This is a genomic window from Rhodanobacter sp. sgz306013 (assembly GCF_057031145.1).
In genome coordinates, this window is sequence record NZ_JBXCIJ010000002.1 from 617,897 (window position 1) to 634,832 (window position 16,936).

9 protein-coding genes are annotated in these 16,936 nt (G+C 68.4%); all 9 read right to left on the minus strand.

The window, feature by feature from the left end:
* Positions 1–402: 402 nt before the first annotated feature.
* Entirely contained in the window at positions 403–2,328 is a 1,926-nt protein-coding gene (locus AC2EWF_RS07725) for a M61 family metallopeptidase (RefSeq protein WP_483638775.1), read from the minus strand.
* 170 nt (positions 2,329–2,498) lie between these two features.
* Complete coding sequence (locus AC2EWF_RS07730) at positions 2,499–3,518, minus strand: DUF3667 domain-containing protein (RefSeq protein WP_483638776.1); 1,020 nt, start codon at positions 3,516–3,518, stop codon at positions 2,499–2,501.
* Between the two features lie 72 nt (positions 3,519–3,590).
* Entirely contained in the window at positions 3,591–5,027 is a 1,437-nt protein-coding gene (locus AC2EWF_RS07735; protein WP_483638777.1) for an amino acid permease, read from the minus strand.
* Positions 5,028–5,107: 80 nt separating this feature from the next.
* A complete protein-coding gene (locus AC2EWF_RS07740) occupies positions 5,108–6,361 on the minus strand; it encodes a sterol desaturase family protein (protein ID WP_483638778.1) in 1,254 nt (417 codons plus the stop codon).
* The gene (locus AC2EWF_RS07745) at positions 6,358–7,062 is read right to left on the minus strand and encodes a lysoplasmalogenase (RefSeq protein ID WP_483638779.1); all 705 of its coding nucleotides are present in this window, start codon (positions 7,060–7,062) and stop codon (positions 6,358–6,360) included. The genes AC2EWF_RS07740 and AC2EWF_RS07745 overlap by 4 nt, the downstream gene beginning before the upstream one ends.
* Positions 7,063–7,070: 8 nt before the next feature.
* The gene (locus tag AC2EWF_RS07750) at positions 7,071–8,804 is read right to left on the minus strand and encodes a sulfatase-like hydrolase/transferase (RefSeq protein ID WP_483638780.1); all 1,734 of its coding nucleotides are present in this window, start codon (positions 8,802–8,804) and stop codon (positions 7,071–7,073) included.
* A 177-nt stretch (positions 8,805–8,981) separates the two neighbouring features.
* On the minus strand, positions 8,982–12,119 hold the full coding sequence (locus AC2EWF_RS07755) for an efflux RND transporter permease subunit (RefSeq protein WP_483638781.1): 3,138 nt from the start codon (positions 12,117–12,119) through the stop codon (positions 8,982–8,984).
* Positions 12,120–12,263: 144 nt separating this feature from the next.
* Positions 12,264–15,506: an efflux RND transporter permease subunit gene (locus AC2EWF_RS07760; RefSeq protein WP_483638782.1), complete on the minus strand. Its 3,243-nt coding sequence runs from the start codon at positions 15,504–15,506 to the stop codon at positions 12,264–12,266.
* Positions 15,507–15,639: 133 nt separating this feature from the next.
* Entirely contained in the window at positions 15,640–16,854 is a 1,215-nt protein-coding gene (locus tag AC2EWF_RS07765) for an efflux RND transporter periplasmic adaptor subunit (RefSeq protein ID WP_483638783.1), read from the minus strand.
* Positions 16,855–16,936 lie beyond the last annotated feature (82 nt).

Sequence of the window (16,936 nt, forward strand, 5' to 3'; positions counted from 1 at the left end):
GAGTGGACGTCCGTCCACGACTGAGTGATGACGCGGGCATGCGGGCAAACAGACCCGGCCCTTCGGGTTGCCTTGCTGTGGTCTCCACGCGGCAGCGCGGGGCTTGAGCTGCCAGCCAGGCAGGCGCTGCGCCACGCACCACCTCCTGGCGACCACAGCAAGGCAACGCGGGCTATGTGGAGACATTAAACAGGCCCTTGGGCAACAGCCCGCGCGGCGAGATGGGCGGCGGGCAAGGCTTGGATGCTAGACCGGCCGCGCACCGTGCTCCCCCTGCCAGAGGTCATGCGCGAGGACGTTATGCGCCCTCCCTGCATGCAGGGGAGGGCGGGGGATGGGGTCCGCCGCACGAAGGCCTGCCCCCCCGACCTCCCCCTGCCCGCAGGGGGAGGAGATATCACACTACTTGCGCGGCGTGGCGATCGCGCCCAGCAGGTCCTTGCCGCCGGCGCGTTCCAGGTGCGGGTAGCGCAGGCCGCCGTGGTAGTCGATCTTCACCGTGCTGTACACGTCGACGTTCTTCACCAGCAGCTCGATCGGCGCGCTGCCGGTCTTGGCCGTGGTGACCGCATCCTTCAGCGCGTCGGGCGAATAGTCCTTGCCGTCCACCGCCACGATGCTGAGGCCGGGCACCAGGCCGGCCTTGAACGCGGGCCCGTTCCACTGCACGTCGTAGATTTGGCCGCTCTTCGAGGCGGACAGGCCGATCGAGGCGGCGAGGTCGACGCCATGGCGGATGCCCTCCATCGCCTTGATCTCGGCGTTCGGCTTGTCGGTGTAGACCAGCTTCCAGCCACCGCGGGCGATGCCGTGCTCGGGGAGTTCGGGGCCGGTGTAGTCCAGCCGCGCGCGCAGGAACTTCGCCCAGTCGAACGGCTGCACCTGGTTCAGCGTGTTCACCACGTCGTCGAAGGTGTAGGTCTTGGTGACGTAGCTGCCGTTTTCCATGCCGTAGAAGGCATGCGCGAAATCGTCCAGCGAATGCTTGCCGCCGGACAACTCGCGGATCTTGGTGTCGACGTCCAGCCACAGCAGCTGGCCTTCCGGATAGAAGTCGGTGCCGCGACGCCAGTTGGCCCAGCCGCCGCCGCCGTAGTAAGTGAGCGGCGCGGCATCGGCGGTGTCCTGCAGCGAGCGCCAGGCGCGGCCGGTGCGTTCGCTCATCGAGGCGTCGATGTTCGCCATGGTGTCGCGGAACTGCTCGGGTGTCCACAGGCCGGAGCGCGCGGTGAGCACGCTGCACCAGTAGTCGGTGAGGCCCTCGTACACCCACAGCAGGTCGTCCTGCATCTTCACGTTGAAGTTCGGCGTCCACAGGTCGGCCGGGCGGCGGAACTTGCCATTCCACGAATGCACGAATTCGTGCGGCATCAGGCTGGCCGCCAGCGTGTGCATGTCGTCGTTGGTGAAGAAGTCCGCCGGCAGGCGGTCGTCGCTGGACTGGTGGTGCTCCAGCCCGAAGTGGCCGGTGTGGTCGGACAGCGTGAGCAGGAAGTCGTAGTGGTCGTAATGGTGCGCACCGAACAACAGGTTGGTCTGCTTCACCACCGCGCGCTGCTGCTCCAGCTGCTTGGCGGTGAGCTTGACGTCCTTGGCGCCGTCGCCCACCACGTTGAGGTGCACCGGCACTTTCGCGCCCGGCGCCAGGTCCACGCGGTCGAAGTGCTCGCCCGCGATCAGCGGCGAATCCACGAAGTTGTTGAAGCTCACTGGCTTGAACTGCACGGTGTCGCCATTCTGGCTCTGCACCTGCAGTGCGGTACCGAACTTCCATCCGGCGGGCAGCTGCACGGTGGGCTGGATCTGGATCTGCCGCGAGTAGTAACCAGCCGGATAGAACGCCACCTGGTTGAACTCCACGTCCACCAGGTTCGACGTGGAGGAGGCGCTGGCGCCGAACAGGCTGCCTTCACCGTCGCCTGGCGACAGGAACTGGAACGAGAGGTCGAGCTGGCTCACGTCCGCCGGCACGTCGAGATGGATCGCGTACATGTCGCGCAAATCGCGCCGCCACGCCAGCTGCTTGCCGTTCGCGGTGATGACCATTCCCGCCACGTTCTGGATCGGGCCGGACGGCGCATGCTCGCCGGGGATCCACTCCGGGTACAGCAGGGTCACTTCGCCCGGCTTCACAGGGATCGTCTCGTGCACGCGGAACATGCGTTTCGGCGCGCCGGTGAGGTCGACGTTCACCGTGAGCATGCCGGCATAGGGCTGGTCGAGCGGCGCGGCACGATGGGCATCCTGCGCCGTGGCGGCGGCGGACAGCGAAAGCGCCCCGATCACGGCGGCGGCGATCAGGCTGGAACGGAAGGATTGGCGATTCACGGGTGGCTCCGGGCAGGCACCGGTCCACGCGGAAACCGCGCTGCCGGCAGGAACGCGTCGTTCGTCATGGCGGCGAGCGGCGGGTGACCGGGCGATGGTAGATCGCGACATGCGTGCGGCACCCTGCCAGAGGTCACGTGCGCGCAACGCATGATTTTGCGCGGCCGCGATCAGTGCAGCGCGTACACCGTCACGAAGAACAGCAGCAAGCGATACAGCTCCAGCGACAGGAACAGGCCCGCCACGGTCCAGACGCACAGCACGGCGCTGCCGAACGATCCGAACCGGAGATAGTTCCGCTGCGCGCGATAGACGTAGGCCAGCACCAGCAGGCCCAGCGCCGCGCTGCCGTAGCCGTCGGTTTGCAGGAATGCCGGCAGCCCGCCCCCGAACCGCAGCGCCGCCTCCGTCAGGCCCTTCCATGCCCAGCCGAAGGCCAGCAGTATCAGCAACAGCGCTGCCCAGGTGTGGGTGGCGAAGATGGAGAGCTCGGCCAGGCCACGCCGCCACGGCAGCAGCGCGAGCCACAACCAGCACGCCAGCATCGGCACCAGCGCGATCACCAGCGCACGCGACAAGGCGTCGGTGCGCTCGTCGTAGCGCTTGCCGTAGCTCTGCAATGCCGCGAACAGTCCGGCATCGCGGGCGGGCACGGCATCGCGGGCCGACGCCGCGGCCGATGGCACGGCGCCCTTGCGCGCGTTCGACGCGAATGCGGAAGAATTCTCCGAGCGCCAATAATCGCCCGCCAGCATGGCGCTCTCGTCGCTGTCGACGGGTGCCCCGGCCACATGGCGCATGACCAGCGACTGCTTGACCCCGGCGAGCGGATTCATCACCAGCTGGGTATTCAGGGATGTGTTGAAGGTCTGCAGAGCCGCCAGCAGGAAATAAAGCAGGTTAATCGCGAGGAACAACGCCACCGGCCGCGTATAGGGCACGCGTCGTCCGCGAAAGTATTCGCGCGTCAGCTCGCCCGGCTTGAACAACAGCGTACGCAGCGAGTTGAGCAGGCGTCCTTCGCCGTGCGAGAACGCCTCGATCCACTCGCCCGCGACATGCCGCAACGTGTGCTCGTCCGGATGCAGGCGGCGCTCGCCGCACTGCATGCAGTACTCGCCGCCCAGCGGCGCACTGCAGTTCGCGCAGACCGCTGCGGATGCGCCCGACGATTCCACCGGCTCCTGCATGATGTGCCCCCTTCCCGGATCGCGGCATGATGCACCGGCAGCGATGCCGGCGCATGTGCACGTGGCAGGCGCTCAGCCGCCCCGCTCGAGCTTGCTGTGCCGCATGCCGTAGCCAAGGTAGATCAGCAGTCCCAGGCTCACCCAGATCAGGAATACCTTCCAGGTGATCGCCGGCAGCTCCGACAGCAGCCAGACCGAGAACGCCACGCCGACCAGCGGCACCAGCGGCACCCACGGCGTGCGGAACGCGCGGTGCAGGTCCGGCTTGCGCTTGCGCAGGAGCATCACCGAGGTGCAGATGATGATGAAGGCGGAGAGCACCCCGATGTTCACCAGCTTGGCGACCTCCTCGATCGGCAGCAATCCGGCCACCAGCGCGGTGAACACGCCGAGCGCCACCGTCGGGCGATGCGGTGTGCCGTAGCGCGGATGCACCTTGGCGAACCAGCCCGGCAGCAGGCCGTCGCGCGACAGTGCGAACCAGATGCGCGTGGCGCCCAGCATGAAGGCGAACAGCACGCTGATCAGGCCGAACACCGCGGCCACCGATACCGTCAGCGCCACCCAGCGCAGGCCCAGACCCTCGAATGCGTCGGCCACCGGTGCCGCCGTGTTGAGCGTGGTGTAGTGCGCGATCCCGGTAAGCACCAGCGACACCGCGAGGTACATCGCCATCGAGATGCCCAGCGACAGCAGTACCGCGCGCGGCAGGTCGCGCTGCGGGTTCTTCGACTCTTCCGCCGCCGTGGTCAGCGTGTCGTAGCCGAACACCGCGAAGAACACCACCGCCGCGGCCGCCGCGACGCCCTGGAAGCCGAAATGCGCCAGGCCGTCGGCGCCCACCACGCGCGCGGGAATGAACGGCACCCAGTTGGCCGGCTTCACGTAGAACACGCCGATGCCGATCACCAGCGCCACCGCAGCCACCTTGATCGCCACCACCAGCGTGTTGAAGCGCGCGCCCCATTCCGTGCGGAAGATCAGCAGGGCCGACACGCCCAGCGTCACCAGCGAAGCGACCACGTTGAACACGTGGCCGTCGCCCGTGCCGATGGCGCCCTGCGCCCAGACCGGAATGTGGACGCCGATACCGGTGAGCGCCGACTGCACGTAACCGGACCAGCCGATCGCCACCACCGCGACGATCAACGCGTATTCCAGCAGCAGGTCCCAGCCGATCAACCATGCGGCCAGCTCGCCGAGCACCGCGTAACCATAGGTGTAGGCGCTGCCGGTGACCGGGATCATGCCGGCGAACTCGGCGTAGCACAGCGCCGCCGCCGCGCTGGCGATGCCTGCGATCAGGAAGGAGAGGATCACCGCGGGACCGGCGTTGAGCGCCGCCTGCTGGCCCGCCAGCACGAACACGCCCACGCCGATGATGCCGCCGATGCCGATGGCGGTGAGCTGCCAAAGGCCCAGCACGCGGCGGAAGTCGCTGCGCCGGCCCACCTCGCCCTGCAGCTGCTCGATGGATTTGTGGCGGAGCATTCGGCTCAACAAAGACATGGGCGCATCCCCTGTGGAAACCGGGGGATCATAGCGAATCGGCGCCGCAGGTCATGGGCCGGGGGTCATGCGCGCCGGCTTCAGGCCGGTAGCGGGGGCATCGGCGCGGCGCGGCGCAGCCACGGCAAGGCCAGCGCGCTCGCCCCGAACACCAGCGCGAAGGCCAGCGCGACACGGACGTCCAGATGCGCCACGCCGAACCAGCGGCCGCTGGCCAGCGGCAGCACGGCGAGAACGAGCACGCGCGCGCCTTCCGCCCACCACGCCCAGCGCCGGTCTTCCATCAGGGCGCCGAGCACGCTGATGCCAAGCACCAGCCAGATCGCGTAGAGCAGCAGCGTCGGCAGGCCCGCGCGCTCCGTGATGCCGAGGAACTGCGTGACCATGCCCAGCAGCAAGGCGAATTGCAGCAGCACGTAGCCTTTCAGCGGCGCGCTTACAGGCGGGTCGTAGCGCCTGGTGGGCATCGCGAAATCCGGCTTGGGAAAACGCGCGACCACGTCGGCCGGGCGCCAGCCCGGCGGCTTGAGCCACACCAGCAGCTTGTCGCGCCAGCGCCGCGCGTGCCATGCATCCTGCGCGGTACGCCAGTACACCTCGGCGTTCGCCCACAGCGGGTTCCAGCTGCGCAACGGCGCACGCGTGCCGTACACCGGCGGATCGGCGGCGTCCTCTTCCACGAAGCTGCCGAACAGGCGGTCCCACAGGATCAGGATGCCGCCGTAGTTCCTGTCGAGGTAGCGGTCGTTCACCGCATGGTGGGCGCGATGGTTGGACGGCGAGCAGAACACGCGGTCGAACCAGCCCAGCCGGCCGATCTGCTCGGTGTGCACCCAGAACTGGTAGAGCAGGTCGATCAGCGCCACCACCACGAACACCTCGACCGGCACGCCGAGGATCGCCAGCGGAAGGTAGAAGATCCAGCCCAGGAGCGCGCCGCTGCCGGTCTGGCGCAGCGCGGTGGACAGGTTGTAGCGCTCGCTCTGGTGGTGCACCACGTGGGCGGCCCACAGGATGTTCACCTCGTGGCCCAGGCGGTGCAGCCAGTAGTAGCAAAAGTCGTAGCCCAGCAGGGCGCCGATCCATACCGGCACGCTGTCGGCCGGCAGCTTGAACAGCGCGAAGTGCCGCGCGCACCACGCGTAGATGCCGATGGTCAGCAGCTTGGTGAACACCGCCACCAGCTGCGAGATGGCACCCAGGCCGATGCTGTTGATCGCGTCGTTGCTGGCGTAGGCGTCGCGCCCGCGCCGCTTCGCCACCAGCAGCTCGATGCCGATCAGCAAGAAGAACACCGGCGTAGCCAAGGTAATGATGAGTTCCTGCGTGTTCATGCCGCCTCGTGTCCGACCGGTACGCCCTGCACCGAGCGGGCGATCCACCACAGCGCCAGATAGTACGCCGCCAGCACCCACAGGCTGGCCAGTGGCACGGGGCCGCGGAAGCGGTCCCAGGCCAGCACGCCGTCGCTCAGCAGGAAAGCCAGTGCACCCCGCGCGGCCATTTGCACGGCCGCGTCGGCGCGCCGCATCCGCGCCCGCGCCCATGCCTGCCCTGCCATCGTCGCCAGCACCGCCACGTAGACGATCACCGGCGCGCGCAGCGGCGCGTCTATCGCGTTCCACAACAGGGCCAGGTTCGCCGCGCCCCAGGCAAGACATGCCATGAGCGGCCACGCCGGCGCGGCGAAACGGCTGTCGCCGAGGAACGCTGCGATGAAGCAGGCGTGCGCGCACAGGAACGCCAGCAGTCCCGGCACGAACAGGTCGCCCGGCAGCATCAGCAGCACGTCACCCGCCAGCGCGCAGCCCAGGCCGGCGAGTATCCAGCCGCGATAGCGCGGCGACGTTGCCGGCCGTGCCCGCCATGCCAGCGCGAGGATCAACAGCGTGGCGAGCGGCTTGCCGATCCAGTGCAGCCACCGCCAGCCGGATGCCTCCTGCGCCAGCAGCGCACCCGCGATCGCGGCGCCGGCCGCCGCCAGCGTGGCCGCGGCGAGCCGGCGGGGGTATGGCGCGGCAGGACGACCGGACATGCGGCGTACTACTCGTACACGTGCAGCCGCCGGAAGACCCAGGCGTAGTAGGAGGCCAGCAGCGCCTTGTCCGGGCAGTCGTCGAAGCGCCCCTCGCACCGGTCGCGCAATTGGGTGGCGGCGGCGAAGTAAGCGTCCTCGGGCAGGCCGGCGGCCTGCAGCACCATGGTCGGCAGGAAGGCGATGTCGAGCGCGGGATAGGCCGGCAGCGGCGGCCCGGCGAAGTTGCTCTTGATCATGTAGTAGGTGAGGAAGTCACGCTCGGGCTGCAGCGCGGGCGGCAGCGTGCGCTTGAGCGGACGGATCAGGCCGTCGAAGGAGGGCTGGTGGTCGCCGAAGTGCACAAGCACGGTCGGTTCGCCGCGATCCAGGAAGTCGTGCTCCAGCCCCTGCATCGCCACGTCGGAATCGTGCAGGCGCCACAGGTAGGTGTCGAAATCCAGCGCGCTCTCGTCCTTGCCGGACAGCCCCTGCACCATGTTTCGCCAGGGCAACGGCAGCTTCGCCATCGGGTTGTCGTCGTGCGGACCGTGCTGGTTGATCGTCAGGATCATCACGAACACCGGCTGGCCCGGCTTCTTCACCTTGTCGTACACGCGCTTCGCGGCGGCGAACATCTGCGCGTCGGTCTCGTCCCACTCGTCCAGGCCCAGCTCGCCCGCGCCGTAGAGATGGTCGAAGCCATAGGCACGGTACGCATCGCGACCGTTGAGGAAGGCGCCGTTGGTGGGATAGACCGCGACGGTGAGGTAGCCCAGTCGGCGCAACAGGTCGGGCAGCGTGTCGTGCACGTGCGGCGCCAGCACGAAGGGCGCGTACATGCCGCCGGCGCCGAAGATGTCCTGTGGCAGGCCGGTGTGCACGGCGAACTCGCTGACCCAGGTGCCGCCGCCGAAGGTATGCGTGCGCAACAGGCCGGTACCGCGCGTACGCGCGTCGGGCCGGAACATCGCGAAGCTGCAGCCCGGCACGCCGCAGGCCGTGAAGTTGGCGGGATCGAAGGTGCTTTCTTCCAGCACCTGCACGATGTCCGGATACGTCGCCGGCCGGGCGCCGGGCGTGCCCTGCTTTTCGACCGCGCTCGCGGTGGATGCCCACTCGCGCTGTGCCACGGCGTCGTCGGACATCGCCGGCATCGTCACCCCGGCGTCGTTGAGGTTGATGAAGAAGTTGGTGAGCTGGGCGTCGTCGGAGAGCTTGTCCCACACGTTGCGGTCATGCAGTTGCGCAAACGGCCCTTCCGGCAGCAGGCTCACGCGGAACGCCACGGCACACAGCAGCACACCGGCCACGCGCCAGGCCACCCTGCCCCCGCCATGCCACCGTGCGAACAGCGGGCGATCCAGCCGCCATGCCAGCAGCAGCAGCAGTGGCACCAGCAGCAGCACGCCCGCGGTCAGCAGGTACAGGTGCGGGTAATGGCGCAGCGTGGCGATCAGGCTGGAGCGGGCGTAGTAGACGAAATCCGCCGGCATCAGCGCCGTCTCGAGGTAGCTCTCCTTGAGGCCGGAGATGAAGCGCAGCGCGAAGAACAGGCCGCCGCCCAGCAGCAGCGCAAAGGCGAAGCGCAACGTGGCGCACAGCAGCGCGCCGGTGACGCACAACAGCAGCAGCAGCACGAACAGCTTCTGCGGCGGCTGCGGCTCAGGCCACACCGTCGCCCAGGCGCAGGCTGCGAAGGCCAGCACGGCGAAGAGCCGTACCACGCCGCTGCGCGTGAAACGCGACGGAAACCGAACCATGCCGCATGCCCCCTGATGGCAACCCGGCGGACGCCGGACTGTCATCTTAAGGGGAGTGGTGCGCTTGCGCGCGGGGGCAGCACCGTATGTTCAGCCTGGCAAGGCATGGATGCCGCGTGCCGGCGCCATCCTCGGCACCCGCCCGGCGTGCCCGCCAGCGGAAGCAGGGATACGCGTTCAGCCTGGCAGCCGCGCCGGCGCCACGCGCCGCGTCCGCCGCAGCTCGGCGCGGCGTGCGCGCCAGGCCTTCCAGCGCGCGCCCAGGCAGGAGAACACTACGTACAGCGCAGGCGTCGAGAGCAGGGTCAGGCTCTGCGAGATCAGCAGGCCGCCGATCAGGGCGATGCCGAGCGGGCGGCGCAGCTCGCTGCCCTCGCCCAGGCCGATCGCGATCGGCAGCGCGGCGAGGATGGCCACCATCGTCGTCATCATGATCGGGCGGAAGCGCACCAGGCAGGCCTCGTGCACGGCTTCCAGCGGGCTCATGCCCTGTTCGCGCTCGGCCACCAGGGCGAAGTCGATCATCATGATCGCGTTCTTCTTCACGATGCCGATCAGGAGCACCAGCGCGATCTGCGCCACCACCGACAACTCGGTGTTGGTCAGCCACAGCGCCATCAGCGCGCCCATGCCCGCCGCCGGCAGGGTGGACAGGATCGTCACCGGGTGGATCAGGTTTTCGTACAGCATGCCGAGCACGATGTAGACGGTGAGTACCGCCGCCAGCACCAGCCACAGCATGCCGCCCTGCATGTCGCGGAAGCGGCGGAAGTCACCGCCGAGGTTGAGCTTGATGTCGCCCGGCATGCGCATGTTCGCCACGGTGGCCTGGATGATCGCCATCGCCTCGCCCATGCTCACGCCGGGCGCGAGGTTGAAGCTGAGGTCCATCGTGGTGTACTGGTTCTGGTGCGTGATCGACGAAGGCGCCAGCCCCGGCACCTGGTGCGCGATCGCGGCGAGCGGCACCATCTTGCCCGCGCCGGAACGCACGTAGACCTGGTTCAGCGCGTCCGGCGTGGCGGTCTGGTTCGGCAGCGCGTTCACCACCACCTTGTACTGGTTGATGTCCGAGTAGATGGTGGATACCTGGCGCTGGCCGAACGCGTCGTACAGCGCGCCGTCGACCGCGCCGATCGACACACCGAGACGCGCCGCGGTGGCGCGGTCGATGACGATGTTCTGGCGCAGGCCGCCTTCGTCCACGTCGCTGCCCACGTCCTGCAGCTTGGGGTTCTTCTTCAGCTCGGCCACCAGCTTCGGCAACCACAGCTCCAGTTCGGCAAGGTCATTGCCCTGCAGGCCGATCTGGTACTGCGCGCCCTGGCTGGTGCCGCCGCCGCTGGCGCTGGGCAGGTCCTGCAGCGGGCGCAGGCGCAGGTTGAGGTCGGGGTACTTCGCCGCCTTCGCGCTAAGCCGCGCGAGCACCGCGAAAGTGTCGTCCTTGCGGCCCTCGGCGCGGGTCTTCAGGTCGATGTTGAACGAACCGCTGGCGCCCTGCCGGCTGGTGCCGAGGCGGGTGCCCACGGTCGCCACGTCCGGATCGGCCATCAGCATCTGCGTCAGCCGCTGCAGGCGCTGCTCGCTCTGCGCGAAGGAAACGGTGGCGCTGGAAGTGGCGCGGCCCCAGATCAGGCCGGTGTCCTGCGCCGGGAACAGGCCGCTCTTGACCACGCCGAACAGGAAGAACGTGGCCACGATCAGCGCCAGCGGAGTCAGCGAGAACGCCAGCGCGTGGCGCAGCGAGAAGTTCAGCGCGCGGCTGTAGGCCGCCAGCATGCCGGCGTGGAAGCGGTCGAGCAGGCGGCCCAGCCGCGACGGCTCCCTGTGCTGCTGGTGGCCACCGAGGAAGCGGCCGCACAGCGCCGGGGTCAGGGTCAGCGAGACCAGAGCCGACATCACGATGGCGGACACCAGGGTCACCGCGAAGTCGTGCATGAACATGCCGGTGTAGCCGCCGGCGAACAGCAGCGGGATGAACACGGCGATCAGCGAGGCGGTGATCGAGACGATGGTGAAGCCAATCTCTTTCGCGCCGGCGAGCGTCGCCTCCATCCGCGTCATGCCGGCGTCGATGTGTCGGATGATGTTCTCGATCACCACGATCGCGTCGTCCACCACGAAGCCGATCGCGATCACCAGCGCGAGCAGGGTGAGGTTGTTCAGCGTGTAGCCGAGGATGTACATCGCGATGAAGCCGCCGGCCAGTGACAGCGGCACCGTCAGCGCGGCGATCAAGGTGGGCGCCAGCCGGCGCAGGAACAGCGCCATGGTCAGCACCACCATGGCCAGCGAGATCAGCAGCGTGGCCTGCACTTCGTGCAGCGAGGCGCGTATCGTCGGCGTGTCGTCGAAGAACGGCGTCATCACCGTGCCCGGCTGCAGGTAGTTGTGCAGCAGCGGCAGCTGCGCGCGCACCTCGTCGACCGTGGCGATCACGTTCGCGTCGGACTTCTTGAACACGTACATCAGGATCGCCGGCTTGCCCTGGAACCAGGCCGCCTGGTAAGCGTCCTGCGTGCCGGCATACACCTTCGCCACGTCCGACAACCGCACCGGCGTGCCGTTCTTCATCGCGATGACCAGGTTCGCGAAGTCGTCGGCGGTGTGCAACTGGGCGGTGGCGCTGATCGCCATGGTGGTCTTGCCGTTGGACAGGAAGCCCTCCGGCGAGGTTACGTTGGCGGCCACCAGCGCATTGCGCAGGTCGTCCGGCGAGATGCCCATCGCGTTCAGCGCGCGCAGGTTCACGTCGACGCGGATCGCCGGCGTGGCGGCGCCGGCGATGTCCACCGAGGAAACGCCCTTGAGCTGGCGCAGGCGCTGCGCCAGCAGGGTGTCCGCCACGTTGTACAGCTGCGGCGCCGACTGCGTGGTCGAGGTCAGCGCGATCGCGATGATCGGGTCGTCGTTGGGATTGGCCTTCTCGTAGCTGGGCGTGCCGTTGAGCCCGCTGGGCAGGTCGGGCAGCGCCGCATTGATCGCGGCCTGCACGTCACGCGCGGCGGAATCCAGGTTCACGCCGGTGTTGAACATCATGAAGACGAAGGTGCTGCCTTCGGAGCTGTGCGAGTTCATGATCTCGATGCCAGGCACCTGGCCGAGGTGGCGCTCCAGGGGCGCGGCCACGGTGCTGGCCATGGTCGTGGCATCCGCGCCGGCCTGGCTGGCCGACACGAAGATCGCCGGGAACTGCATGTTCGGCAGCGCCGAAACACCCAGCAGCAGGTAGCAGATCATGCCGGCCACGAACACGCCCATCGCCAGCAGCGAGGTGCCGATCGGGCGGCGGATGAAGGCGCCGGAGATGTTCATGCCCGGGACCCGCGGCGGGGCGTCGTGGGGAGGGATGGGAAAATGTTGCGAATCATGTCCTGCTCAACGTGCACGCGGCGAAACGGCTGATCGTTTCGCCGCGCTGGATGCGGCACCGCCGCGCGGCGCCCGGTAGCGTACGCCTCAATGCGCCGTGCCGTCGGCCTGCGCGCGGGCCAGCAGGCGACGCTCGCGGCGCGCGCGCAGCCAATCCTGGAAACGCTCCATGTACAGGTAGATCACCGGCGTGGTGTACAGCGTCACCAGCTGCGAGAGCAGGAGGCCGCCGACGATGGACACGCCCAGCGGCCGGCGCAGCTCGGCGCCGATGCCGTTGCCCAGCGCCAGCGGCAGCGCGCCCAGCATGGCCGCGGCGGTGGTCATCATGATCGGGCGGAACCTCAGCAGGCAGGCGCGGTGGATCGCGTCGCGCGCGTTCATGCCCTTGCGCTGCGCCTCGATCGCGAAGTCGATCATCATGATCGCGTTCTTCTTCACGATGCCGATCAGCAGCACGATGCCGACGATGCCGTCCACCGACAGGTCCATGCCGAACAGGATCAGCGCCAGCAGCGCGCCCACGCCGGCCGGCGGCAGGGTGGAGATGATCGTCAGGGGGTGGATGTAGCTTTCGTACAGCACGCCCAGCACGATGTAGATCACCACGATCGCCGCGAGCAGCAGCAGCACCTCGTCGCCGAGGCTGTTGGAGAACTCCGCCGCCTTGCCAATGAACTCGCCGCGCACCTGCGGCGGGAACTTCAGCTGCGCCTCGACCTGGTGGATCGCCGACACCGCGTCGGACAGCGAGTAGCCCGGCGCCACGTTGAACGACAGCGTCACCGCCGGCAGCTGCTGCTGGTGGCTGATCACCAGCGGCGCGCTGGTGACCTTGGCGCTGACCAGCGAGGACAGCGGGATGGTGCCGCCGCCGCCGATGGTGAAGCCCACGTTGCCGGTGTTGCCGATGCCGGACGGCGTGGCGGAGTTGCTGGACTTCAGCTGGCCGAAGCTGGTCGCGGTCGAGCCGGTGAGCGCCCCGTTGCCGTTGCCGCGCACGGTGAGCTGGTCGAGCAGGGCCGTGGTGGTGCGGAACTGCGGCGCCACCTCCATCACCACGCGGTACTGGTTGAGCTGGGTGAAGATGGTGGAGATCTGGCGCTGGCCGAACGCGTCGTAAAGCGTGTCGTCGATGGTCTGCACCGGCACGCCGAGGCGGCTGGCCTTCTCGCGGTCGATGGTGAGCTTGAGCGCGTTGCCCTGGTCCGCGAGGTTGTTGTCCACGTCGGCCAGTTCGGCCCGCTGGCGCAGCGCCTGGGTCATCTGGGTGGCGTACTTCGCCAGCTCGTCGGTGTTGGTGTCGGACAGCGCGTACTGGTACTCGGTGGCGGAGACGCGGCTGTCCAGCGTCACGTCCTGCACCGGCTTGAGGTACAGCGCCACGCCCGGGATGCCGGCCACCTCCTGCTGCAGGCGCGGCAGGATCTTGTCCAGGCCGTCGCGCTGGCCGCGGTCCTTCAGCACGATCGACAGCTGGCCCTGGTTGAGCGTGGGATTGATCGTGCCGGCGCCGATGAACGCCGCCACGCCGGCCACCGCCGGATCCCTGCGCAGCGCCTCGGCCACCGCCTTGGTGCGCTGCTCCATCGCCGGGAACGCCACGTTCTGGTCGGCCTGCACCACGCCGGTGATCATGCCGGTGTCCTGCTCGGGCAGCAGGCCCTTGGGGATCGCGATGTACAGGAACACGGTCACCGCCACCGTGGCGGCCGCCACCAGGATCATCAGCTTCTGGTGGTCGAGCACCCAGTCCAGCGTGTGCTCGTACAGGCCCACGGTGCGCGCCCACACGGTGCGCTTGCCGGCGGCCAAGTGGCGCTCGTGCGCGTCCTCGCCCTCGGGCAGCTGGTCGGGCTTCAGCAGGTAGGCGCACATCATCGGCGTCAGCGTCAGCGACACCAGCATCGAGATCGCCACCGCGATGGTCAGCACCCAGGCGAACTCGTGGAACAGCCGGCCGGTGACGCCGGGCATCAGCAGTAGCGGCAGGAACACCGCGATCAGCGACACTGTCAGCGACAGCACGGTGAAACCGATTTCCTTCGCGCCCAGCTCGGCGGCCTCCTTGCCCTCCTTGCCCTGCTCGATGTAGCGCACGATGTTCTCGATCATCACGATCGCATCGTCCACCACGAAGCCGGTGGCCACGGTGAGCGCCATCAGCGAAAGGTTGTCCAGCGACATGCTGGTGAAACTCATCACGCCGAATGTGCCGAGCAGCGACAGCGGCACCGCCACGGACGGGATCACCGTGGCCCACAGCCGGCGCAGGAACACGAAGATCACCGCCACCACCAGGAAGATGGTGAGCAGCAGGGTGAACTGCACGTCCTCCACCGAGGCGCGGATGGTGATGGTGCGGTCGGCGAAAACGTCGAGGTGCACGTCCGCCGGCAGCGCGGCGCGCAGCTCGGGCAGGATCTGGCGGATCTGCTGCACGGTCTGCACGATGTTGGCGCCGGGCTGGCGGCGGATGTCGAGCAGCACCGCGGGCTTGCCGTTGGCCCATGCGGCGAGCTGGTCGTTCTCCACGCCGTCGACCACCTGGGCCACGTCGGAAAGCATCACCGGCGCGCCGTTCTTGTAGCTGATGATGGTGTTCTTGTATTCGGCGGCATCCTTCAGCTGGTCGTTGGTGCCGATGGAATAGCTCTGGGTCTTGCCGTTCAGCGTGCCCTTCGGCGCGTTGACGTTGGCCTGGGTGAGCGCGCTGCGCACGTCCTCCATGGTCAGGCCGAGGTTGGAGAGCTGTGCCGGGTTCATCTGCACGCGCACCGCGGGGCGCACGTTGCCGGCGATCGAGACCAGGCCCACGCCGGGCACCTGCGACAGCTTCTGCGCGAGGATCGAGTCGGCGAAATCATTGACGTCGCGCAACGGCCGGCTGTCGGACTGCAGCGACAGCGTGAGGATGGGCGCGTCGGCCGGGTTTACGCGGTTGTACACCGGCGGATACGGCAGGTTGTTGGGCAGCACGCCGCGCGCCTGGTTGATCGCCGCCTGCACGTCCTGCGCGGCCACGTCGATGTCGCGGTTCATCGAGAACTGCAGGATGATCGTGGACAGGCCCGCCGAGGAATCCGAGCTCATCATGGTGAGGCCGGAGATCTGCCCCAGCTGGCGCTCCAGCGGCGTGGTGACCAGCACCGCCATGGTGCTGGCGCTGGCGCCCGGGTACTGGGTGGTGACCACCAGGCTGGGTGCCTCGATCTCGGGTAGCGCCGACACCGGCAGCTGGCGGTAGCCCAGGATGCCGAGCAGCAGGATCGCCACCATCAGCAGCGAGGTGGCGATCGGGCGTCGGATGAAGAGCGTCGAGAATCCCATGGGTGTCCGTGCAGCTGTCTGGATGGCGTCCTGCCCGCCGGCGGGCCGGGCCGGGAGGTGGTGCGTGGCCCGTCGCCACCAGGGCGACGGGTGTCAGGCAGCCGCTAGCGGGGCGACGGCCGCCGGTGGATCGTCAGCGGCCGCGGCGGCCGCCGCCCTTGCCCTGCTTGGCCTTCTGCAGATCCGCCGCGCTGGGCGCCGGCGGCACTTCGCCGGGCTTGAGCGGGGTGACCTTGCTGCCGGGTTTCAGGCGGAACTGGCCTTCGGTGACCACCTGCTCGCCCGCCTTGAGGCCGCTGCCTATCATCACGTGGCTGTCGCCCACCTCGCCAGCGACCACCACCGGCTGCATCTTCACCGTGTTGTCGGCCTGCACCTGGTAGACGTAGTCGCCGTCGGGTCCGCGCTGCACCGCCTCGGCGGGGATCACCAGGGCGCCGTCATCCACGCGCACCTGCAGGCGCACGTTGACGAACTGCCCCGGCCACAGCTCGTTTTTCTCGTTCGGGAACTCCGACTTCAGGCGGAAGGTGCCGGTGGTGGTGTCGATCTGGTTGTCGACCACCTTGAGCACGCCGCCGGTGGCGACCGGGTGCGCGTCCACACGGTCCAGCGCGGTAACCTGCAGCGGCGCCTCCTGCTGCGCCTTGCGCACCATGTCCAGGTTCTGCTCCGGCAGGGTGAACATCACGTTGATCGGGTGCAGCTGGGTCAGCGTGACGATGGTGCTGGCGGTGGTCACCACGTTGCCCGGGTCCACGCCGCGGATGCCGGCGAGGCCGTCGATCGGCGAACGGATCTGGGTGTAGTCGAGCTGGGTCTTGGCGCTCTGGATCGCCGCATCGTCCGCCGCCACCGCCGCCTGGTACTGCACCACCGTGTTGCGCTGGGTGACCAGGTCGGCCTGCGCCACGTACTGCTTGTACTGCGGGCTCTGCGAGCGCTCGTAGTTGCTGCGCGCCGTGGCCAGCAGCGCCTGGTCCTGGCTGCGCTTGCTCACCGCCTGGTCGTAGCTGGCCTGGTAGGTGCGCGGATCGATCTGCGCGAGCAGCTGGCCCTTTTTCACCGGCTGGCCCTCGGTGAAGTCGAGGCTCATCAGCTGGCCGCCCACCTGCGGGTTCACCGTGATGGTGTTGAGCGCCTGCACCGTGCCCAGCGCGGTGAGGTAGACCGGCACGTTCTCCCTCGCCACGGGTACCACAGTGACCGGCACCGGGGGGGTCTTGTCCTTGCCGCCCGCGTCGCCGGGTCGCCCCGCGCCGGCGGGCTTGTGCAGCAGGCGCACGGCGACGATGGCCAGCACCACCACCGCGACGACGATCAGCGCGATCTTCCAAAAACGCGACATTGCAGAAAACTCCCGATATGAAAACCGTGCCAGGGTGGAACCCGCGCCGACGCGGCCCGCGGTCGGCCGATGGGCCCAAGCA